Annotated in this window: 19 protein-coding genes; 10 read left to right on the top strand and 9 right to left on the bottom strand. The window is 63.9% G+C overall.

Annotated elements, in window-relative coordinates; genetic code table 11:
* Nucleotides 1–25: 25 nt before the first annotated feature.
* Both HWQ56_RS26465 and HWQ56_RS26460 read right to left on the bottom strand, forming a co-directional pair.
* Complete coding sequence (locus HWQ56_RS26465; RefSeq protein ID WP_176572120.1) at nt 26–790, bottom strand: TOBE domain-containing protein; 765 nt, start codon at nt 788–790, stop codon at nt 26–28.
* Between the two features lie 63 nt (nt 791–853).
* Nucleotides 854–1,591 carry a ComFC family protein gene (locus tag HWQ56_RS26460; protein WP_176572119.1) on the bottom strand — a complete coding sequence of 246 codons (738 nt, stop codon included), beginning with the start codon at nt 1,589–1,591 and terminating at the stop codon, nt 854–856.
* A gap of 92 nt (nt 1,592–1,683) precedes the next feature.
* Here HWQ56_RS26460 and bioB point away from each other — a divergent pair, with 92 nt between their 5' ends.
* The 10 genes from bioB (at nt 1,684) to HWQ56_RS26410 (ending at nt 12,514) form a co-directional block, all read left to right on the top strand.
* A complete protein-coding gene (bioB, locus tag HWQ56_RS26455; protein WP_176572118.1) occupies nt 1,684–2,742 on the top strand; it encodes a biotin synthase BioB in 1,059 nt (352 codons plus the stop codon).
* A gap of 6 nt (nt 2,743–2,748) precedes the next feature.
* Nucleotides 2,749–3,921, top strand: coding sequence for an 8-amino-7-oxononanoate synthase (gene bioF, locus HWQ56_RS26450; protein ID WP_176572117.1), 1,173 nt, complete (start codon nt 2,749–2,751; stop codon nt 3,919–3,921).
* Entirely contained in the window at nt 3,914–4,648 is a 735-nt protein-coding gene (locus HWQ56_RS26445) for an alpha/beta fold hydrolase (RefSeq protein ID WP_176572116.1), read from the top strand. Before bioF ends, HWQ56_RS26445 begins: the two co-directional genes overlap by 8 nt.
* Nucleotides 4,641–5,465 (top strand): malonyl-ACP O-methyltransferase BioC, encoded by an 825-nt coding sequence (gene bioC, locus HWQ56_RS26440; RefSeq protein WP_158158144.1) that lies wholly within the window; start codon nt 4,641–4,643, stop codon nt 5,463–5,465. Before HWQ56_RS26445 ends, bioC begins: the two co-directional genes overlap by 8 nt.
* Before the next feature lies 1 nt (nt 5,466).
* A complete protein-coding gene (bioD, locus tag HWQ56_RS26435) occupies nt 5,467–6,147 on the top strand; it encodes a dethiobiotin synthase (protein ID WP_158158145.1) in 681 nt (226 codons plus the stop codon).
* A 107-nt stretch (nt 6,148–6,254) separates the two neighbouring features.
* Nucleotides 6,255–6,551, top strand: a complete 297-nt coding sequence (locus tag HWQ56_RS26430) for a pyrroloquinoline quinone biosynthesis protein PqqE (protein ID WP_158158146.1) — start codon at nt 6,255–6,257, stop codon at nt 6,549–6,551.
* A gap of 280 nt (nt 6,552–6,831) precedes the next feature.
* A complete protein-coding gene (locus HWQ56_RS26425) occupies nt 6,832–8,637 on the top strand; it encodes a phenylacyl-CoA dehydrogenase (RefSeq protein ID WP_176572115.1) in 1,806 nt (601 codons plus the stop codon).
* A 171-nt stretch (nt 8,638–8,808) separates the two neighbouring features.
* Entirely contained in the window at nt 8,809–10,095 is a 1,287-nt protein-coding gene (locus tag HWQ56_RS26420; RefSeq protein WP_158158148.1) for a GGDEF domain-containing protein, read from the top strand.
* A 119-nt stretch (nt 10,096–10,214) separates the two neighbouring features.
* The gene (locus tag HWQ56_RS26415) at nt 10,215–11,993 is read left to right on the top strand and encodes an acyl-CoA dehydrogenase C-terminal domain-containing protein (RefSeq protein ID WP_176572114.1); all 1,779 of its coding nucleotides are present in this window, start codon (nt 10,215–10,217) and stop codon (nt 11,991–11,993) included.
* Between the two features lie 362 nt (nt 11,994–12,355).
* Complete coding sequence (locus HWQ56_RS26410; protein ID WP_008365129.1) at nt 12,356–12,514, top strand: YqaE/Pmp3 family membrane protein; 159 nt, start codon at nt 12,356–12,358, stop codon at nt 12,512–12,514.
* 213 nt (nt 12,515–12,727) lie between these two features.
* On the opposite strand, the gene HWQ56_RS26405 is transcribed toward HWQ56_RS26410, so the two are convergent.
* From HWQ56_RS26405 to pqqF, 7 genes are all read right to left on the bottom strand, one after another.
* The gene (locus HWQ56_RS26405; protein ID WP_176572113.1) at nt 12,728–14,563 is read right to left on the bottom strand and encodes a S9 family peptidase; all 1,836 of its coding nucleotides are present in this window, start codon (nt 14,561–14,563) and stop codon (nt 12,728–12,730) included.
* Nucleotides 14,529–15,689: a pyrroloquinoline quinone biosynthesis protein PqqE gene (pqqE, locus tag HWQ56_RS26400; RefSeq protein WP_158154979.1), complete on the bottom strand. Its 1,161-nt coding sequence runs from the start codon at nt 15,687–15,689 to the stop codon at nt 14,529–14,531. The genes HWQ56_RS26405 and pqqE overlap by 35 nt, the downstream gene beginning before the upstream one ends.
* The gene (gene pqqD, locus HWQ56_RS26395) at nt 15,661–15,936 is read right to left on the bottom strand and encodes a pyrroloquinoline quinone biosynthesis peptide chaperone PqqD (RefSeq protein WP_158154977.1); all 276 of its coding nucleotides are present in this window, start codon (nt 15,934–15,936) and stop codon (nt 15,661–15,663) included. Before pqqD ends, pqqE begins: the two co-directional genes overlap by 29 nt.
* Nucleotides 15,933–16,688 (bottom strand): pyrroloquinoline-quinone synthase PqqC, encoded by a 756-nt coding sequence (gene pqqC, locus HWQ56_RS26390; protein WP_176572112.1) that lies wholly within the window; start codon nt 16,686–16,688, stop codon nt 15,933–15,935. The genes pqqD and pqqC overlap by 4 nt, the downstream gene beginning before the upstream one ends.
* Before the next feature lie 10 nt (nt 16,689–16,698).
* The gene (gene pqqB / locus HWQ56_RS26385) at nt 16,699–17,610 is read right to left on the bottom strand and encodes a pyrroloquinoline quinone biosynthesis protein PqqB (protein ID WP_176572111.1); all 912 of its coding nucleotides are present in this window, start codon (nt 17,608–17,610) and stop codon (nt 16,699–16,701) included.
* A 69-nt stretch (nt 17,611–17,679) separates the two neighbouring features.
* Nucleotides 17,680–17,751, bottom strand: coding sequence for a pyrroloquinoline quinone precursor peptide PqqA (gene pqqA, locus HWQ56_RS26380; RefSeq protein WP_008365141.1), 72 nt, complete (start codon nt 17,749–17,751; stop codon nt 17,680–17,682).
* Nucleotides 17,752–17,923: 172 nt separating this feature from the next.
* Nucleotides 17,924–20,377, bottom strand: coding sequence for a pyrroloquinoline quinone biosynthesis protein PqqF (gene pqqF / locus HWQ56_RS26375; protein ID WP_176572110.1), 2,454 nt, complete (start codon nt 20,375–20,377; stop codon nt 17,924–17,926).
* Nucleotides 20,378–20,502 lie beyond the last annotated feature (125 nt).

The raw sequence follows: 20,502 nt of genomic DNA, 5'->3' as shown, positions 1-20,502 counted from the left end.
AACAACCCTGCAGGGCTCGGCAGCGTCAGAGGGGTGTCCCCAGCAATACGAACCCAGGCGCGAACGACACCAATACGTCCTTGCCCGCGGCCAGCCCCAGGTCTTCCACCCGCGCCGCGTCCTCCAGCGCGCACAGCGTCTGCCCATTGGCCAGGCCTACGCGCACCTCGGTGGGGCCGTGCGGGTCTTCGATCACTTGCTCTACGCGCCCCACCAGACCGTTTTCACCCGTGGGCACCGGGCCGGCAGCGTCGTGCAGACGCAACCAGCCGGCCTTGATCAACGCCAGTACCTGAACGCCGGCGGCCAGCTCCAGGTTGTCGGTGCTTTCATGGGTGATTTGCGCGCTCAGGGACAGCCCCGCACCCAAGTCCAGGTCTATCAAGTCATTGCGGCCCTGGGCCGTGATACCGCACACCGTGCCCTGCAACTGGTTGCGGGCACTGGTGCGCAACATCAGACGGCTGAGCAGGTCCAGGTCACTGACGTCCTCGGCAGCTTCCAGTACCTGGGCCTGCAGGGCCTGCAAACGCTGGTACAGGCGCAATACGCGCTGGCCTTCCTCTGACAACCGTGCGCCACCGCCGCCCTTGCCACCCACTGCGCGCTCCACCAGTGGCTTGTGGGCCAGGTTGTTCAGTTCGTCGATGGCATCCCAGGCTCCCTTGTAGCTGAGCCCGGCGGCCTTGGCGGCGCGGGTGATGGAGCCCTGTTCAGCGATGTGCTGCAACAGGGTGATGCGTTGGGGGCGACGGGCGATGTGCTGGGTGAGCAGGCTGGGCAAGGGCATGGCTGGGGCGCTTTTCGGACAATATTGTAGTGCGCACGACGTTGAACCCGGTGGCCCGTCAAGTCAAGAACTGCCCGGTTTGGGCGTGCGCGCCAGGCAATAGACGTCCACCCTGCTGGCGCCCGCCCGCAGCAGCAGGTTCGCCAGGGCCCTGGCCGTGGCGCCGGTGGTCATCACGTCATCCACCAAGGCGAAATGGCGGCCCTGAACCCGAGGCCGGGGGCACAGGGTGAAGGCTTGCAGCAGGTTGCGCTGGCGCTGCCGTGCGCCCAGTTCCTGCTGGGCGCGGGTCTCATGGGGGCGCAGTATCAGCTGTTCATCCACTGTCAGCTTCAATTGCGGCCCTAGCCAGCTCGCCAGCATCGCCGCCTGGTTGAACCCCCTCTGGCGCAGACGTTTGCGGCCCATGGGCACCGGCAGCAGGCAGTCAGGGCGTGCCAGGCCATCGTCGAACCGCTGCTGCAGCCAGTGCCCCAGCAGCACGGCCAACAGGCGCCCCAATGGCCAGCGTGCCTGGTGCTTGAAGCGGCTGATCAGGCTGTCCACCGGAAACCCGTAGTGCCATGGCACCTCCACCTGGTGGAACGGAGGCCGGCGCCGCACGCACGCTTTGCACAACATGCCTTCGATCGGCAATGGCAGCGCGCAGCACAGGCACCGTTCGTGCAGCCAGGGGAGCTCCGTTTCACAGGCGTGGCACAGCGGGTAGGGTTGATCCGCTTGCTCATCGCACAACAAGCACGATTGATTGTTTTTTAGCCAGTTGTAAACCAGCCTTCCGTGACCTGGTTGACAGTGCATGCGTCTTCCTTAAATATGCCGTTTAACCGTGTCGCGCTTGTGGACATTTCCCTTGTCCCGGCGCAAGCCCCAGCATAACCAAGGAATCGCCCATGAGCGCCAGCACAACTGCAACGCTTCGTCACGACTGGACCCTGCCCGAGGTCAAGGCCCTGTTCACCCAGCCTTTCAACGACCTGCTGTTCCAGGCCCAGACCGTGCACCGGGCGCATTTCGATGCCAACCGCGTGCAGGTGTCGACCCTGCTGTCGATCAAGACCGGCGCCTGCCCGGAAGACTGCAAGTACTGCCCGCAGTCGGGCCACTACAACACCGGCCTTGAAAAAGAAAAGCTGATGGAAGTGCAGAAGGTGCTGGAAGAGGCCGCGCGCGCCAAGGCCATCGGTTCCACCCGGTTCTGCATGGGCGCGGCGTGGAAGCATCCGTCGGCCAAGGACATGCCCTACGTGCTGAAGATGGTTGCCGGCGTGAAGGCCATGGGCCTGGAAACCTGCATGACCCTGGGCAAGCTGGACCAGGAGCAGACCGCCGCCCTGGCCGAAGCCGGGCTGGACTACTACAACCACAACCTGGACACCTCGCCGGAGTTCTACGGCAGCATCATTACCACTCGCACCTACAGCGAGCGCTTGCAGACGCTGGCCTACGTGCGCGACGCAGGCATGAAGATCTGTTCGGGGGGTATCCTGGGCATGGGCGAGTCGCTGGATGACCGCGCCGGGCTGCTGATCCAGCTGGCCAACCTGCCTGAACACCCGGAGTCGGTGCCTATCAACATGCTGGTCAAGGTGGCCGGCACCCCGCTGGAAAACGCCGAAGACGTCGACCCGTTCGATTTCATCCGCATGCTGGCGGTGGCCCGCATTCTGATGCCGCAATCCCATGTGCGCCTGTCCGCGGGTCGCGAGGCCATGAACGAGCAGATGCAGGCCCTGGCTTTCCTCGCTGGCGCCAACTCGATTTTCTACGGCGACAAGCTGTTGACCACCGCCAACCCTCAGGCGGACAAGGACATGGCCTTGTTTGGCCGCCTTGGCATCAAGCCCGAAGCCCGCGAAGAGCACGCCGACGAGGTGCACCAGGCAGCCATCGAACAGGCGCTGGTCGAGCAGAAGAGCAGCGAGCTGTTCTACGACGCCGCGTCGGCGTAAGCGCCGATGGCTTTCGACCTCAGCGCGCGGCTGGCTGAACGCCGCGCCGCCGACCTCTACCGTCAGCGGCCATTACTGCAAAGCCCCCAGGGGCCGCAGGTAGTGGTCGATGGCCAGCCCTTGCTGGCCTTCTGTAATAACGATTACCTGGGCCTGGCCAACCACCCCGACGTGGTCGCCGCCTGGCGTGCCGGCGCCGAGCGTTGGGGCGTGGGCGGGGGCGCCTCGCATCTGGTGGTAGGCCATAGCGGCCCGCACCACGAGCTGGAGCTGGCCCTGGCCGAGTTGACCGGGCGCCCCAGGGCGTTGCTGTTTTCCACAGGCTACATGGCCAACATCGCCGCGGTCACCGCACTGGTGGGGCAGGGCGACACCGTGCTGCAAGACCGGCTCAACCATGCTTCGCTGCTGGATGCGGGGCTGCTCAGCGGTGCGCGTTTCAACCGCTACCTGCATAACGACGCGGCCAGCCTGGCGAACCGCCTGGAGAAAGCCACCGGCAACACGCTGGTGGTGACCGACGGGGTATTCAGCATGGACGGTGATATCGCCGACCTGCCGGCCCTGGCCAGGGTTGCCCGGGCGAAGGGCGCGTGGCTGATGGTGGACGACGCTCACGGCTTCGGCCCCCTGGGCGCCAACGGCGCGGGCATTGTCGAGCACTATGGCCTGGGCATGGAGGATGTGCCGGTGCTGGTGGGCACACTGGGCAAGGCGTTCGGCACGGCTGGGGCGTTCGTGGCGGGCAGTGACGACTTGATCGAGGCGCTGGTGCAGTTTGCCCGGCCCTACATCTACACCACCAGCCAGCCCCCGGCGCTGGCCTGCGCCACGCTCAAGAGCCTGGAGCTGCTGCGCAGCGAGCACTGGCGTCGTGAGCACTTGGCGAACCTCATTCGTCAGTTTCGCCAGGGAGCCGAACGGATCGGGCTGCAACTGATGGACAGCTTTACACCCATCCAGCCGATCCTGATCGGCGACGCTGCCCGTGCCGTGCGCCTGTCGCAGATGCTGCGCGAGCGCGGCCTGATGGTGACCGCCATCCGACCACCCACGGTGCCTGCGGGCAGCGCGCGCTTGCGCGTGACCTTGTCGGCCGCCCACAGTGAAGCGCAGGTGCAGCTATTGTTGTCTGCATTGGCCGATTGTTATCCGCTGTTGGAGCCGTGCGATGCGTGACCGCCTGATCCTGCTGCCGGGCTGGGCCATGGGCCCGGCGCCGCTGCAACCCTTGGCCGAAGCACTGCGCGGGCTGGACCCGCGCCTGCAGGTACAGATCGAGCCGCTGCCCGAGCCAGGCAACAGCGACTTGGACGCCTGGCTCGATGCACTGGATGCCCGCCTGCCGACGGACTGCTGGCTGGGTGGCTGGTCACTGGGCGGCATGCTGGCCGCTGAGTTGGCTGCGCGTCGGGGCGAGCACTGTTGCGGGTTGGTTACCCTGGCCAGCAATCCTTGCTTCGTGGCCCGGGACCATTGGCCGAACGCGATGCAGCGTGAAACCTTCGCCGCCTTCCTGGAAGGTTGTACGAACAGTCCACAGGCGACGTTGAAGCGCTTCAGTCTGTTGTGCGCCCAGGGTGCTGCGCAAGACCCTCGGGCGCTGGCCAAGCTACTGACGGCCGGTGCGCCAGTTGCGTCCCCTGAGGCATTGCTGGAAGGTTTGCAATTGCTGGCGCAGTTGGACATTCGCCCTGCCTTGCAGGGGTTCAGCGGTCCGCAATTGCACCTGTATGCGGGCGCCGATGCACTGGTGCCTGTAGAGGCGGCTGCGGATGTACTGGCGCTGCTTCCAGATGTCGAAGTTGGCCTCATTGAAGCGGCCAGCCACGCTTTTCCCCTGGAAGACCCCCACGAACTGGCGGCTGCCATCCAGGCCTTTCTGCACGAGTCTCCCGATGACTGATCTTTCCACGCCACCGTTGCCCGGCCACTTGCCGGACAAGCGTCAGGTGGCGGCTTCCTTCTCCCGTGCCGCAGCCACCTATGACAGCGTCGCCGAACTGCAGCGTGCGGTGGGCAACGCCCTTGTCGCGCGCCTGCCCCATGGGTTGCAACCCCGTACCTGGGTCGACCTGGGCAGTGGCACCGGTTACTTCAGCCGTACCCTGGCCGCGGCCTGGCCAGGTGCCTACGGGGTGGCCGTGGACATTGCCGAGGGCATGCTCCAGCATGCCCGGCCCTTGGGCGGTGCCCAGGCTTACGTAGCCGGGGATGCCGAGCACCTGCCGTTGCAGGCAGAGAGCCTGGACCTGCTGTTTTCCAGCCTGGCGGTGCAATGGTGCAGTGACTTCGCCGCCGTGCTTGCCGAAGGCCAGCGCTGCCTGCGGCCGGGTGGGGTCATGGCATTCGCCAGCCTGTGCGTGGGCACCCTGCGCGAATTGCGCGAAAGCTGGCAAGCCGTGGACGGCATGGTTCACGTCAACCGCTTCCGGCATTTCGAGGATTACCAGCGCCTGTGTGATGGTAGCGGCCTGGATGTGCTGGGCCTGGAACAGCTTCCTCATGTGTTGTACTACCCTGATGTGCGTGGGTTGACCCATGAACTCAAGGCATTGGGTGCGCACAACCTCAACCCGGGCCGCCCGGGCGGGTTGACCGGGCGCGCACGCATGACCGGGTTGTTGCAGGCTTACGAGCAATTCCGCCAGCCGCGAGGCTTGCCGGCCACTTATCAAGTGGTCTACGCGGTACTGCGCAAACCGCTGGAGGGAGGGAACTGAGATGGGGCGAGCCTACTTTATCGCCGGCACCGATACCGATGTCGGCAAGACCACGATCGCCGCCGGCCTGTTGCATGCAGCGCGCCTGAACGGCCTCAGCACTCTGGGGGCCAAGCCGGTCGCTTCCGGTTGCGAGCTAACGCCCCGGGGCTTGCGTAATGCCGATGCCCTGGCATTGATCGCTGAAAGCTCACTGCAGTTGCCTTACGAGCAGGTCAACCCGGTCGCCTTCGAACCGCCCATTGCCCCGCACCTGGCGGCTCGTGAAGCGGGCGTGGCACTGAGCGTACCCGGCTTGCTGGCGCCGATGCGCGATATTCTGGCTCACGGGGCGGACTTCACCCTGATCGAGGGGGCGGGTGGCTGGCGCGTGCCGCTGTCCGGGCAGGCCAACTTGTCCGACCTGGCCATGGCCCTGAAACTGCCGGTGATTCTGGTGGTGGGCGTGCGGCTTGGCTGCATCAACCACGCGCTGCTCACCGCCGAGGCCATTGCCCGGGACGGGCTGCAACTGGCCGGGTGGGTGGCCAACGTCATCGACGGGCGCACGTCCCGGCTTGAAGAAAACCTCGCAACCCTGGCCGAATGCCTGCCCGCGCCTTGCCTGGGCCGGGTGCCGCGGCTCAAGGGTATCTCCGCAGCGATGGTCGCCGAACACCTGCAGCTGGACCTGCTGGATTAGCTTTGGCTATGGAATAGGCAATGTGCCATTAGGGTTTTTGACGTGTATTTCTTGACACGTTCTGCTTCAATAATGGCCATTACCTATCCGTCCTTCGGAGCTCGACCATGCAAATCTCAGGGGGCAGCGCCTATTACGCAGGCCTGAGCGCCGTGCAGAATGGCCTCAATCGTGTCGACCAGGCCGCCAGCCAGATTGCCAGCAACTCGGTGGACCGCCCGGCGGTGAGCAACCAGTCCACCAACCTGCAGGCCCAGCAGGTGCTGTCGGTAGACCGCAGCCAACAAGACCTGGCTGGCAGCGCCGTGGAACTGACCCAAGGCAAACTGGAAGTCGAAGCCGGGCTGAAAGTGACCCAAGCCGCCAACGAAACCCTCGGCACCCTGATCGACACCTACGCCTGATTTTCCGGAGCTGGCAAGCCAGCTCCCACACGGCGCCCTCCAGCGGTCATTACCTCCCCTTCGCTTGCTGATCCTTCCCTATTCACCACACCTTTACTGGCGTGTGGCGCGTTCGCCTGCGCGCATTCGTCGCACACCGGGTGTAGTCTGGGGTGAACGACGCTTGACAACTTTTCAGCGTAAACGTATGTTTCAAACACCTGTTTGACAGAGAGCCGACAATCGCGAGTTGGCCTGTTGCGGTCACACATTCCTGTTTCATCAGCAGAGGTTTATCGCTATGCCTGACTACAAGGCCCCCTTGCGTGATATTCGCTTCGTACGTGACGAACTGCTTGGTTATGAAGCGCACTATCAAAGCCTGCCGGCTTGCCAGGACGCTACCCCGGACATGGTCGACGCCATTCTCGAGGAAGGCGCGAAGTTTTGTGAGCAGGTGCTGGCGCCGTTGAACAGGGTGGGTGACACCGAGGGCTGCACCTGGAGCGAGTCGGGCGTGAAGACGCCGACCGGCTTCAAGGCCGCCTACAAGCAGTTCGTCGAAGGCGGCTGGCCAAGCCTGGCCCACGACGCTGCCCATGGCGGCCAGGGCCTGCCCGAATCGCTGGGCCTGGCGGTGAGCGAAATGGTCGGCGAGGCCAACTGGTCGTGGGGCATGTACCCCGGCCTGTCCCATGGTGCGATGAACACCATTTCCGAGCACGGCACGCCCGAACAGCAGAACGCCTACCTGACCAAGCTGGTGTCCGGTGAATGGACCGGCACCATGTGCCTGACCGAGCCGCACTGCGGTACCGACCTGGGCATGCTGCGTACCAAGGCCGAGCCCCAGGCCGATGGCTCCTACAAAGTCACTGGCACCAAGATCTTCATCTCGGCCGGTGAACACGACATGGCCGACAACATCATCCATATCGTGCTGGCTCGCCTGCCTGACGCACCGGCTGGCACCAAGGGCATTTCGCTGTTCATCGTGCCCAAGTTCGTACCCAATGCCGATGGCAGCCTGGGCGAGCGCAACGCAGTGACCTGCGGCTCCATCGAACACAAGATGGGCATTCACGGCAACGCCACCTGCGTGATGAACTTCGACGCCGCCACCGGCTTTCTGATCGGCCCGGCGAACAAGGGCCTGAACTGCATGTTCACCTTCATGAACACCGCTCGCCTGGGCACCGCGCTGCAAGGCCTGGCCCATGCCGAGGTGGCGTTCCAGGGTGGCTTGAAATACGCCCGCGACCGCCTGCAGATGCGTTCGCTGACCGGTCCGAAAGCGCCCGACAAGGCTGCCGACCCGATCATCGTGCACCCCGATGTACGCCGCATGCTGCTGACCATGAAAGCCTTCGCCGAAGGTACTCGCGCCATGGTCTACTTCACTGCCAAGCAGGTGGATATCGTCAAGTACGGCACCGACGAAGAAGAGAAGAAAAAGGCCGACGCGCTGCTGGCCTTCATGACCCCGATCGCCAAGGCCTTCATGACCGAAGTGGGCTTCGAAGCCGCCAACCACGGTGTGCAGATCTATGGCGGCCACGGCTTCATCGCCGAGTGGGGCATGGAGCAGAACGTTCGCGACAGCCGCATCTCCATGCTGTACGAAGGCACCACCGGCATCCAGGCCCTGGACCTGCTGGGTCGCAAGGTGCTGATGACCCAGGGCGAGGCACTGAAGGGCTTCACCAAGATCGTCCACAAGTTCTGCCAGGCCAACGAAGGCCAGGAAGCGGTCAATGAATTCGTGACGCCACTGGCCCAGTTGAACAAAGAGTGGGGCGAGCTGACCATGAAGATCGGCATGGCGGCCATGAAGGACCGTGAGGAAGTGGGTGCTGCCTCGGTGGACTACCTGATGTACTCCGGCTACGCCTGCCTGGCCTACTTCTGGGCCGACATGGCGCGCCTGGCGGCCGAGAAGCTGGCGGCTGGTACCAGCGAAGAGGCATTCTACACTGCCAAACTGCAGACCGCGCGCTTCTACTTCCAGCGCATCCTGCCGCGTACCCGCACCCACGTGGCGGCCATTCTGTCGGGTGCCAACAACCTGATGGACATGAACGAAGAGCACTTCGGCCTCAGCTACTGAGGTTTGCCGCTGCGCTAAAAAAACCGCTGCCCTCGGGTAGCGGTTTTTTCATGGAAGAAATGATTAATTGGCGCCAATAAATCGAGTTTAATCATTAAGCATTCGTAACAATGGCCGATACAGTTGCAGGCACAATGCCATGACCTTGCCATCGTATCGGACCCCACCCTTTTGCTGCGTTTATCCGCTTTTCGAATCAGCCATTTCCTGCCGTCGCTGCTGTTATTGCTCGCGGGGTTGGCGGCTGCCTACGTAAGAGACCTGAACGTCTTCTTCACCTCTCTGTTCAACGTGCTGCCCACCTTGGTGCTGCTGCTCGGCGGCGCCTACTGTGCGGTCTACCGCCGCCAGCGCGAGCTGTTTCTGATGGTCACGGTGTACATCGCCTATTTCCTGCTGGACACCCAGACCGACTTCTACCGCGACAACGGCCGGGTGCGTGAAGATGCCGCTGTGGTGTTCCATCTGTGCTGCCTGCTGTTGCCGGTGCTGTTCGGCTTGTTCGGCGCCTGGCAGGAGCGCACGCACCTGTTTCAGGACATGGTGGCCCGCTTCGCGGTGCTGCTGGCGGTGGGCAGCACCGCGCTGGGCCTTGAACAGAGTTTCCCGGTGCCGTTGCTCAACTGGCTGGCGGAGATACGTTGGCCGTCTTTGCACGGCCAGTGGATGAGCCTGATCCAGTTGGCCTACCCGATGTTCTTTCTGGCCTTCCTGCTGCTGGTGGTGCAATACCTGCGAGAACCGCGGCCGCTTCACGCGGCGCAGGTGGTGGGTTTGACAGGCCTGTTCTGGATGCTGCCCAAGACATTCATCCTGCCTTTTACCCTGAACATCATGTGCAGCCAGGTAATGCTGATGATTGCCGCGGCGGTGGCCCACGAGGCTTACCAGATGGCCTTCCGTGACGAGCTCACCGGCCTGCCCGGGCGCCGTGCGCTGAACGAGCGCATGCAGCGCCTGGGGCGCAACTATGTGCTGGCGATGACCGACGTCGACCATTTCAAGAAATTCAACGACACCCATGGGCACGACGTAGGAGACCAGGTGCTGCGCCTGGTGGCCAGCAAGCTGGGCAAGGTCACCGGTGGCGGGCGCGCCTACCGCTATGGGGGGGAGGAGTTCGCCCTGGTGTTTGCCGGCAAGACCATGGAAGAGTGCATGCCGCACCTGGAAGCCATCCGCGAGGTCATCGCCAACTACTCCATACAGCTGCGCAACCCCGAGAACCGCCCCCAGGATGACAAGCAGGGCCGCCAGCGCCGCTCAGGGCCTGGGGCCTCCGCCGTGTCGGTGACCATCAGCATTGGGGTCGCCGAGCGGTTGGTGGACCACCGCACCCCGGAGCAAGTGCTCAAATCGGCCGACGAAGCGCTGTATAGCGCCAAGGGCGCGGGGCGTAACTGCGTGATGGGCTACGGCCAGAATCGCAGGGGTGCAGTGCGCAACGCTGCCGCCTGATGACATTTCGCGGGTGACCAGTTATGACTCTTCAGTCACATGACGACCCTATGTGTCGCAAAAGTTGTTGGGGTACACTGGATTTCTCCTCTGTCCCCACTCCTTTTTGCGAGGTTGCCATGGCTGACTACAAAGCGCCCCTGCGCGATATGCGCTTCGTCCTCAATGAAGTTTTCGATGTCGCCAGCCTGTGGGCGCAGCTGCCGGCCCTGGCCGAAGTGGTCGACGCCGAGACGGTCGAGGCGATCCTCGAAGAGGCGGGCAAGGTCACCAGCCGCAGCATCGCGCCCCTGAACCGCGCCTCGGACGAGGAAGGCTGCCACTGGAAAGACACCGTGGTGACTACCCCGCAAGGTTTCCCTCAGGCCTACCAGACCTACGCCGAAGGCGGCTGGGTTGGGGTGGGCGGCGACCCGCACTATGGCGGCATGGGCATGCCCAAGGCTGTATCTGCCCAAGTGGAGGAAATGGTCAACTCCAGCAGCCTGGCGTTCGGCCTGTACCCGATGCTGACGGCCGGCGCGTGCCTGTCGCTCAATGCCCATGCCAGCGAAGAACTCAAGGCCATTTACCTGCCCAACATGTACGCCGGTACCTGGGCAGGCTCCATGTGCCTGACCGAAGCCCACGCCGGTACCGACCTGGGCATCATCCGCACCAAGGCCGAGCCCCAGGCCGACGGCAGCTACAAAGTCAGCGGTACCAAGATCTTCATTACCGGCGGCGAGCATGACCTCACCGAAAACATTATCCACCTGGTGCTGGCCAAGCTGCCGGACGCGCCAGCCGGGCCAAAGGGCATTTCGCTGTTCCTGGTCCCCAAGTTCATGGTCAATGCCGACGGCAGCCTGGGGGCGCGCAACATCGTGAGCTGCGGCTCCATCGAGCACAAAATGGGCATCCAGGCCTCCGCCACCTGCGTGATGAACTTCGACGCCGCCGTGGGTTACCTGGTGGGCGAGCCGAACAAGGGCCTGGCAGCCATGTTCACCATGATGAATTACGAGCGCCTGGGGGTCGGTATCCAAGGCCTGGCCTCGGCCGAGCGCTCGTACCAGAACGCGGTCGAATACGCGCGCGACCGCCTGCAGAGCCGCTCGCCCACCGGCCCCAAGGCCAAGGACAAGGTCGCCGACCCGATCATCGTGCACCCGGACGTGCGCCGCATGCTGCTGACCATGAAGGCCTGCAACGAGGGGGGGCGGGCATTCTCCACTTACGTGGCCCTGCAACTCGACACCGCCAAGTACAGCGAAGACCCCGCCACCCGCAAGCGCGCCGAGGATCTGGTGGCACTGTTGACCCCGGTGGCCAAGGCATTTCTGACCGACCTGGGCCTGGAAACGGCTGTGCATGGCCAGCAGGTGTTCGGCGGCCACGGCTTCATTCGTGAATGGGGCCAGGAGCAGCTGGTGCGCGACGTGCGCATTACCCAGATCTACGAAGGTACCAATGGTATCCAGGCGCTGGACCTGGTGGGGCGCAAGGTCATCGGCAGTGGCGGCGCGTTCTATCAGCTGTTCGCCGATGAGATTCGTCACTTCATCAAGACCGCGGCACCTGCCCTGGGCGAATTCACCCAGCCGCTCGACGCCGCGCTGACGAACCTGGATGAGCTCACTGCCTGGCTGCTGGACAGGGTCAAGAATGACCCCAACGAAATTGGCGCGGCGTCGGTGGAGTATCTGCATGTGTTCGGTTACACCGCCTACGCGTACATGTGGGCGCTGATGGCCAAGGCTGCGCTGGGCAAGGAGGGGCAGGAAGACTTTTATGCCAGCAAACTGGGTACCGCGCGCTTCTATTTCGCCCGGCTGTTGCCGCGCATCCACTCGTTGACCACGGCGGTGAAGGCGGGCAGTGAATCGCTGTTTCTGCTCGATGCGGAGCAGTTCTAGAATGTAAGCAATTTCCTACATTGCGCGGTGGCGTTCGGCGATACCGGCAGGTCGGATCCATGGGTAATATTGCTCCATGGACGTCGCGCAGGAAGCGCCAAGCAGAACACGGACACGTAAGGAACCCGCCACAGGACGGTGGGCCGAAATGGATGTCAGGATACAGTCTGAAAAACCCCGCTTCGGCGGGGTTTTCTTTTGCCCTCAATAAATCCCTCGTAGCAGCGGACCGTGGCAACCCTGTGAGACCGGGCGAAGCTCGGGAAGGGGCCCGCCAGTCCCACACCGCCAACGCTGGAATTCGGTGGAACGACTTCGGTAGCAGTGATGTCAATCAGGTATCAATCTCCAGGAGCCGTACCATGGACTTCATCCGCATCATCGTCGCCATTCTGTTGCCACCGCTGGGCGTTTTCCTGCAAGTCGGTTTTGGCGGGGCGTTCTGGCTCAACATCCTGCTGACCCTGTGCGGCTACATCCCCGGAATCGTGCATGCGGTTTACATCATCGCCAAACGGTAACCGCCTCATCGATATGCTCAGCCGGATCGGCAAGCCCGTGACCTTGAAGATTGGCTGAGCACCGCCTGCCCTAGGCTCTGTACGAAATGCATCCCAACTCGGCCATGCTGCGGTGAAAACAGGCTCGGAATGCTCATTTACAACACGTAAACTCCGCTTCCTCGCCTGTTTTCGCCTTGCCTGGGCTTCGCTGGAATACATTTCATACAGACCCTAGGCTTCGATCACCCGCCGGTAAAACTTCCACTCCTGTTCCAGGGCATGCGCCAGGTTCGCTGCCTGGCGAAAGCCATGGCGTTCTTCAGGGTAGAAGTGCGCTTCAGCCGGAAGGCCGTTGTCGTGCAGAGCCTTGAGCATGTCGCGCGTTTGCTGGGGGACCACCACGGCATCCAGTTCGCCTTGGAAAAAGATGACCGGGGCCTTGATGTTGCTGGCGTGGAACAGCGGCGTGCGCTCGCGATAGCGGGCTTCGTCACGTTGCGGGTCGCCGATCAGCCAGTCCAGGTAGTCGCCTTCGAATTTGTGGGTGGCCTTGGCCAGCGCCAGCGGGTCGCTGACGCCATACAGGCTGGCGCCTGCGCGGAACACATCGTGGAACGCCAGCGCGCACAGGGTGGTGTAGCCCCCCGCGCTGCCGCCGCGGATGAACGCCTGGTCGGGATTGATCAGGCCGCGATCCGCCAGGTGGCGGACCACCGCGCAGGCGTCTTCCACGTCGGCTTCACCCCAGCGCAAGTGCAGGGCCTGGCGGTAAGCGCGGCCGTGGCTGCTGCTGCCACGGTAGTTGAGGTCGGCCACGGCGAAGCCGCGCTGGGCCCAGTACTGGATGCGCGGGTCGAACACCGGGTAGCAGGCAGAGGTGGGACCGCCGTGGATGAACACGACCAACGGTGGCTGGCTGTCGCCGTTCATGGCCGGGTAGAAGAAACCATGGGCATGGCCGTCGCCGCTGGCATAGCGCAGCGGTTGCGGGCGGCTGACCTGCGCGGCGGGCAACGGCAACACGCCACCGGCCAGGATACGTGCCTGGCGGCTGTGGCGGTCGATGGCGATCACGGCAGGCGGGCAAGTGGCCGAGGCGGCTATGGCATAAAGGCTATTGTCATCCAGCGCCAGGCTGCGGAAACGGGTGTATTCACCGCTGTAGTCCTCGACCTTGCCGTCACGCGCGCAAATGCCCAGCCGCGCAAAACCATCGTCGAACCAGGTGGCCAGCCAGTGCCCGTCGGCAAGTGGCAGCCACGTGCACGCGCCCAGTTGCCACGGGGCGCCGGCATGGTCAGCGGACGATGCAGGCAACGCGGCCCAGCCGTGGTCGGTCTCGGCCCACGGTTGCCAGTAGCCATCGAGATCGGACAGGCAGTGCAGACGCCCCTGGGCATCGAAGCGTGGCTGCTGCAGTGACTGCTCAGCGGCACTGTTCACCTGAAGCGGGGTGCTCCATTCGCCAGGCGCCAGCCGCCGCGCGGTCAGCAGGCGGGTGCTGGTCCAGGGTTGGTGAGGCCGGCTCCACTCGATCCAGGCCAGGCGCTGGCCATCGCCGCTCAAGGTCGGGGAGGCATAGAAATCGGCGCCTTCGGCCAGCACCTGGCGCTGGCCATCAGCCAAGGCGATGCTGACCAGGCGGTGCATTACCTGCTCGGGTTCGTGACTTTCCTCCACAGCCAGGACACGCTCACCGGCCGACTGCACATCGCCGTAGCGGTACTGGCCGGCAGTCAGCTGGCGCGGGGCCGTGCCGTCGGTTGCCTGGGTGTAGAGCTGCTGGTCGCTTTCATTGACGAACACCAGCCCGCCCGTTGCGAGGCAGAATGAACCCCCACCGTATTCATACACCCGGCTGCGCACGCTGAAGCCGTCGGGCGTCAGGCAGCGGGCCTGGCCGGCGTGCCAGTGCCAGATGCGGCACGCGGCGTCCTGGGGGCGGAATTCGTTCCAGAACAGGCCGGCGGGGCCGACTTTCAGTTCGGCGAAGTCGGTGCCGGCGGCCACAGCCTGGGCGGCGCTGAACAGGTCAGGCTTTTGCGATGATTCTCGAGTTTCGTTCATTTCGGAAGGCCAGTTGTTCGATCGTCTGAGTGGCAGTCTCGGATTCTTCGCGGGCCTTGAGAATGATCCCGTGGTCCGCGGATTTGCTGCACACAGGGTCGGCATTACTGGCATCGCCGGTCAGCATGAATGCCTGGCAACGACAGCCACCGAAGTCCTTTTCTTTCTCGTCGCAGGAGCGGCACGGCTCGGGCATCCAGTCATAGCCGCGGAAGCGGTTGAACCCGAACGACTCGTACCAGATGTGCTGCATGCTGTGCTCGCGCACATTGGGGAACTGGATCGGCATCTGCCGTGCGCCATGACAAGGCAGCGCGGTACCATCGGGGGTCACCGTGAGGAAGATGCTGCCCCAGCCGTTCATGCAGGCCTTGGGGCGTTCCTCGTAGTAGTCCGGGGTGACAAAGATCAGCTTGCAGGGGTTACCTTCGGCCGCCAGCTTTTCCCGGTATTCATTGGTGATGCGTTCGGCCCGCACCAGCTGTTCCTTGGTGGGCAGCAAGCCCAGGCGGTTGAGTTCGGCCCAGCCGTAGAACTGGCAGGTGGCGAGCTCGACGAAGTCGGCTTCCAGGGCAATGCACAGCTCGATGATGCGGTCGATCTTGTCGATGTTGTGCCGGTGGGTAACGAAGTTCAGCACCATGGGGTAGCCATGGGCTTTCACGGCGCGGGCCATTTCAAGCTTCTGCTTGAAAGCTTTCTTCGAACCGGCCAGCAGGTTGTTCACCTGTTCGTCGCTGGCCTGGAAGCTGATCTGGATATGATCCAGGCCAGCCGTCTTGAAGTCGGCGATTTTCTGTTCGGTCAGGCCAATGCCCGAGGTAATCAGGTTGGTGTAGAACCCCAGCTGGCGGGCCTCGCGGATCAGCTCGGCGAGGTCCTGGCGCACCAGCGGTTCGCCGCCGGAGAAACCTATTTGCGCAGCGCCCATTTCCCGGGCTTCACGAAATACCTTGAACCATTGCTCGGTCGTCAGTTCCTTGCCCTGGGCCGCGAAGTCCAGGGGGTTGGAGCAGTACGGGCACTGCAACGGGCAGCGGTAGGTCAGCTCGGCCAGCAGCCACAAGGGCAGGCCGACCGCAGGCGTGGCCGGCAGCTCAGGCAAGTTCGATCCAGTGCTCTGCACGAGCGACCTCCATGAATTGCTCGATATCGTCACCGAGCTCGGGTACGCCAGGGAACTGCTTGTCCAGTTCGGCGATGATGGCGGCGACGCTGCGCTGGCCATCGATCAGGCCGCCGATGGCGCTGGCGCTGTCGTTGAGCTTGATCATCCCTTCAGGATAGAGCAGCACATGGCCTTTCTGCGCGGGCTCGTACTGGAAACGATAGCCGGGGCGCCACGTGGGCGTCAGGTTGCGGTCGAGACTCATAAAGCGATCCCCTTGTGCCAGACACGCTGGTCGGTAACGCTGTGGTAGGGCGGACGTTTCAGCTCGTAGGCCATGGTCATGGCGTCGAGCATGGTCCACAGGATGTCCAGTTTGAACTGCAGAATCTCCAGCATGCGCTGCTGGCCTTCAGCCGTGGTGTAGTGCTGCAAGGTAATGGCCAGGCCATGTTCCACATCTCGACGGGCCTGGCCCAGGCGGGTGCGGAAGTATTCGTAGCCGGCCGGGTCGATCCAGGGGTAGTGCTGCGGCCAGCTGTCCAGGCGCGACTGGTGGATCTGCGGGGCGAACAGCTCGGTCAGCGAGCTGCTGGCCGCCTCCTGCCAGCTGGCACGCCGGGCGAAGTTGACGTAGGCGTCCACGGCAAAGCGTACGCCGGGCAACACCAGTTCCTGGGAGCGCAGTTGGTCGGGGTCCAACCCCACGGCCTGGCCCAGGCGCAGCCAGGCTTCGATGCCGCCGTCTTCGCCGGGAGCACCATCGTGGTCCAGCAGCCGCTGAATCCACTCGCGGCGCACTTCGCGGTCCGGGCAGTTGGCCAGGATCGCCGCATCCTTCATGGGGATGTTGACCTGGTAGTAGAACCGGTTGGCCACCCAGCCCTGGATCTGCTCGCGGGTGGCGCGGCCTTCGTACATCGCCACGTGGTAGGGGTGGTAGATGTGGTAGTAGGCGCCCTTGGCCCGCAGGGCCTGCTCGAATTCGGCGGGGGACATTGCCTTGGTGTCAGTCATGCTCACACTCCTACAGCTCGATGCTCATGCCGTCGTAGGCCACTTCGACGCCACGGCGGACCACTTCGGCGCGCTCGGGCGAGTCTTCGTCGAGGATCGGGTTGGTGTTGTTGATGTGGATCAGCACCTTGCGCGGCTTGCTCAAACCGTCCAGCACCTCGAGCATGCCGCCAGGGCCGTTCTGGCACAGGTGGCCCATTTCCCGGCCGGTACGGGTACCAACGCCACGGCGTTGCATTTCATCATCGTCCCACAGCGTGCCGTCCACCAGCAGGCAGTCGGCGTCGGCCATGTGGCCCAGCAGGGTGTCATCCACCTGGCCCAGGCCCGGCGCGTAGAACAGCTTGCCGCCGGTGCGCAGGTCTTCCACGCGCAGCCCCAGGTTGTCGCCCGGGTGGGGGTCGAAGCGGTGCGGCGAATACGGCGGCGCCGCGCTGCGCAGTGGGAACGGGGTGAAGCGCAGGTTCGGGCAGGCCGGGATGGTAAAGGTGCCCTCCAGCTCGATACGGTTCCATTGCAGGCCGCCGTTCCAGTGGCTGAGCATGTTGAACAGCGGGAAACCGGTGGTCAGGTCCTGGTGGACCATGTCGGTGCACCATACCTGATGCGGGCAGCCTTCGCGCAGGCTGAGCAGGCCGGTGGTGTGGTCGATCTGGCTGTCCAGCAGCACGATGGCGCTGATGCCGGTATCGCGCAGGGCGCGGGCCGGCTGCATGGGGGCGAAGCCTTGCAGCTGCGCGCGGATATCCGGCGAAGCATTGCACAGCACCCAATTGACCCCGTCGTCGGACAGAGCGATGGATGACTGGGTGCGCGCCTTGGCGTTCAAGGTGCCGTCGCGGTAGCCCTTGCAGTTGACGCAGTTGCAGTTCCACTGGGGGAAACCGCCACCGGCAGCGGAGCCTAGAATCTGGATGTACATGGCAGGCCTGTGTCTGACTTCAAAAATAAAAACGCCCCGGCTGACCGAGGCGCTGTACTGCGATAAAAATCAACGGCTGGCGAAGTACATGGTGACTTCAAAGCCGATGCGCAGGTCGGTGTAAGCTGGTTTGGTCCACATAGGATGACTCCTTCTGGGTGATGGATGGAAGTGGTGCCGGTACATCACATCGGAACCACCCCCGGGGGAGATGTTCGCAATGCTTAGGGCACTATGTTACTAAATTCCAGTGTACTGAAACGTTAAATTGCATTCTTCAAGCTGAGAAAGCTCGTTACAGCCTGCGTAATGATCATTGCGCCACTTGCCAGGTTGTGTCCACAGGGGGCTGGTTGGCCAGGCATAACCAGCCAGCTTGAGCCTCCAGCAGCTGTTGGGCGGCGTGCAGCAGGATATCGGTGCGCAGGCGCCCGAACGCCTTGCGCAATTGGTCGATGAAATCGGACGAGTGGCCCGCCAGCCGCGCTTGCCACAGGCTGTCGGCCGCCAGGCCCAGCTCCATGTCGGCAAGGCTGGTACGTGCAGCCAGGTCCCGGCATTCATTGGCCAGGGCTGGCCCGGAGCAGGCGCGTATCAGCCCTGGCAGGGTGTGCAGGAAGACCTGCACATGTTCCAGGATGTCAGCCATGGAGGTGCTGGGCGATTGCACGCCGAACAGCAGCCCGGAGCGCCCGGCTACCTGGCGAAAGCCGCTGAACACCGCATAGCCCAGTTGCAGTTCGACCCGCATGCGCCGGTAGAAGGCTGCCTGGCTGAGTTGGGCAAGCATCTGCCAGGCGGCCTGGTCGATGATCTGGTCGCCTGCAGTGGGGCAGAACAGCAGCAGGGCCTGCTCGTTGGAGTCGGTGGCCACCTGGCTCCAGGTACGGCCATGCAATGGCAAGGGCGGCTGGCACAAGGCCGTGTCCTGGCGCCCAGGCATTTTCAGCAACACCGCATTGAGCGCCTGGGCCACGCTCGGGCTTAAGCCCAGCGTCATGCCATCCCACCGCGCCTCGCTCCACAGGCGCTGGAGCATGGCCGGTTGCAGGTGCTCATCACGACCACGCAGCGGCGTCTGGTAATACCCCAGGCTGTGTTCAGGCAGGCGCTGAAGTAATTCACGGATGGGTATCAAGGCTGCCGGGGCATTGAGCTGCGCGGCCTGGCGCCACACTTCAGGGCTTGGCTGGGTGAGGTTTTCCAGCGCTTGCTCCACCAGTGCCGCCAGGGGCTCCTGCACGCCGCAAAGGCGCAGTTGCCAGTGGTCGCCGAGGCTGCTGAAGCTTAACTGCACGCCCGCCTGGCTGGCTTCTTCGCGCAGCTTGAGCAAGTTATGGTCCAGCAACCGCCATAGCCCGCTGCGCTGCGCCGACTTGACCCGCCAACGCAGGTACACACAGCCTTCGTGGCTGGCCGGTTGCGCCGTGTCGATGCTGTCCAGGCAGGCAGGCCGTGCCACGGGCTGTGCCGGGCGCCGGCTGGGGCGCAGGAAACGGTTACGTTGGGGCAAACGCCATTTCACCCCGGTGTCGGCGCGCAGCGCGGCCAGCGGTTGGTGCAGGATAGTGTCGCCGCGCATCTGCCCGAGCAGGGCCCGCAAGGCGCTCAGCGCCGGGGGCGCGAGCGCCAGCGCATTGCCTTGGCCGAAGTGTTCACTGTCATGGCGGGCCAGTTGCAGCGCTGTACTGACCAGTTGGCGGCGCTGGCGTAGCAGCTGATATTCCTCGCGCAACCCCTGCCAGTCGTCATGGGACTGGAAAAACTCCAGCCAGTCCAGGCACAACTCGGTGATGGTGCGCCGCGGCTGCTGACCTGTGGCAGTGAGCTTGAATTCGATATTGAGCACTACTTGGCCGTCGAACTGATACAGCGGCACCAGGCTCACCGCTTCGACCAGCTCCCGGCGTTGCAGCTCGGCCAGCAGGCCGCCCGGTTGGGTGGAGGCAAGCCATGTGGCCAGGAAGTCCACCGCCGGGGCGCTATCCCCGGGTATGTCCTGGCAGGCGAACACCAGGTTCAAGCGCGTTTCATCTTCAGGCGGCAGCGGCTGCCAGGGCGCATCAAGTAGCGGAGGGCAAGGCGGGCGAATCCGGGGCTGACCCGCGGGCAGTTGCCCCCCCGACTTGGTGGCCAGGGCGTGCAGTTCTTCCAGGGGTTGCGGCCCAGCCAGGCTCAGGGTCATTTGCCCGCTGTGGTAGAACCCTTGGTAAAAGGCCAGCAAGTGCTGTTGGAAGGCCTGGCGCGGCACCGGCAGGCTATAGCGGTTGCCGGCATGGAAGGCACGCAGCGGGTGGTTGGCGGAAAGAGGCGCGGTCAGCCATTGCTGATGGCGCGCCTGCGGGTCGCGAGACCAGGCGATGAATTCGGCGTGCAGCACTTCGCGTTCGCGCAATTGGTATTCGCGATCGAGCCTGGGCTGGGCAAGCATTTCGCATAACCGGTCCAAGGCCCCAGGAAAGGATTCAACCGGGAGTTCGAAAAAGAAGTCGGTGGTGCGCTCGCGGGTACTGGCGTTCAGTTGCCCGCCGTGGCGCTGGACGAACGGCATCAGTGCCTGTTCGTCGTGATAGCGCGCAGTGCCGAGAAAGAACAGGTGTTCCAGGAAGTGCGCGAGCCCGGGCCAGGCGGGGTCCACGTCATGGCTTCCGGCGGCGACCCGCAGGGCCGCGGCGGCGCGTTTGAGGCGGGGGTCGTGGCGCAATTGCACGCGCAGGCCGTTTTCCAACTCCAGCGAGGCGAATTCCGGGGGGGCTACATCCTGCATGACGGTTCCGTTGGCAAAGCAATGTCAGGCTAATGCTAGCGGAAGTTTGGCCGGGGGATATAACGCAAAAAGCCCGCCGGGCGGCCGGAGGGCTTTTTTTGAGGTTGCGCGACAAGCTGCTACAG

Source organism: Pseudomonas eucalypticola (assembly GCF_013374995.1).
Taxonomy (GTDB): domain Bacteria; phylum Pseudomonadota; class Gammaproteobacteria; order Pseudomonadales; family Pseudomonadaceae; genus Aquipseudomonas; species Aquipseudomonas eucalypticola.
This window is presented reverse-complemented; position numbering and strand designations above follow the sequence as displayed.

Coding starts and splice junctions, on each gene's coding strand:
- bioC (WP_158158144.1), top strand. CDS start 4,641: ATGACTGATCTTTCCACGCCACCGTTGCCCGGCCACTTGCCGGACAAG.
- pqqD (WP_158154977.1), bottom strand. CDS start 15,936: ATGAGTCTCGACCGCAACCTGACGCCCACGTGGCGCCCCGGCTATCGT.
- HWQ56_RS26405 (WP_176572113.1), bottom strand. CDS start 14,563: ATGAACGAAACTCGAGAATCATCGCAAAAGCCTGACCTGTTCAGCGCC.
- HWQ56_RS26410 (WP_008365129.1), top strand. CDS start 12,356: ATGGACTTCATCCGCATCATCGTCGCCATTCTGTTGCCACCGCTGGGC.
- HWQ56_RS26445 (WP_176572116.1), top strand. CDS start 3,914: ATGCGTGACCGCCTGATCCTGCTGCCGGGCTGGGCCATGGGCCCGGCG.
- bioB (WP_176572118.1), top strand. CDS start 1,684: ATGAGCGCCAGCACAACTGCAACGCTTCGTCACGACTGGACCCTGCCC.
- HWQ56_RS26415 (WP_176572114.1), top strand. CDS start 10,215: ATGGCTGACTACAAAGCGCCCCTGCGCGATATGCGCTTCGTCCTCAAT.
- bioF (WP_176572117.1), top strand. CDS start 2,749: ATGGCTTTCGACCTCAGCGCGCGGCTGGCTGAACGCCGCGCCGCCGAC.
- HWQ56_RS26460 (WP_176572119.1), bottom strand. CDS start 1,591: ATGCACTGTCAACCAGGTCACGGAAGGCTGGTTTACAACTGGCTAAAA.
- pqqC (WP_176572112.1), bottom strand. CDS start 16,688: ATGACTGACACCAAGGCAATGTCCCCCGCCGAATTCGAGCAGGCCCTG.
- pqqB (WP_176572111.1), bottom strand. CDS start 17,610: ATGTACATCCAGATTCTAGGCTCCGCTGCCGGTGGCGGTTTCCCCCAG.
- pqqF (WP_176572110.1), bottom strand. CDS start 20,377: ATGCAGGATGTAGCCCCCCCGGAATTCGCCTCGCTGGAGTTGGAAAAC.
- HWQ56_RS26425 (WP_176572115.1), top strand. CDS start 6,832: ATGCCTGACTACAAGGCCCCCTTGCGTGATATTCGCTTCGTACGTGAC.
- bioD (WP_158158145.1), top strand. CDS start 5,467: ATGGGGCGAGCCTACTTTATCGCCGGCACCGATACCGATGTCGGCAAG.
- HWQ56_RS26465 (WP_176572120.1), bottom strand. CDS start 790: ATGCCCTTGCCCAGCCTGCTCACCCAGCACATCGCCCGTCGCCCCCAA.
- HWQ56_RS26430 (WP_158158146.1), top strand. CDS start 6,255: ATGCAAATCTCAGGGGGCAGCGCCTATTACGCAGGCCTGAGCGCCGTG.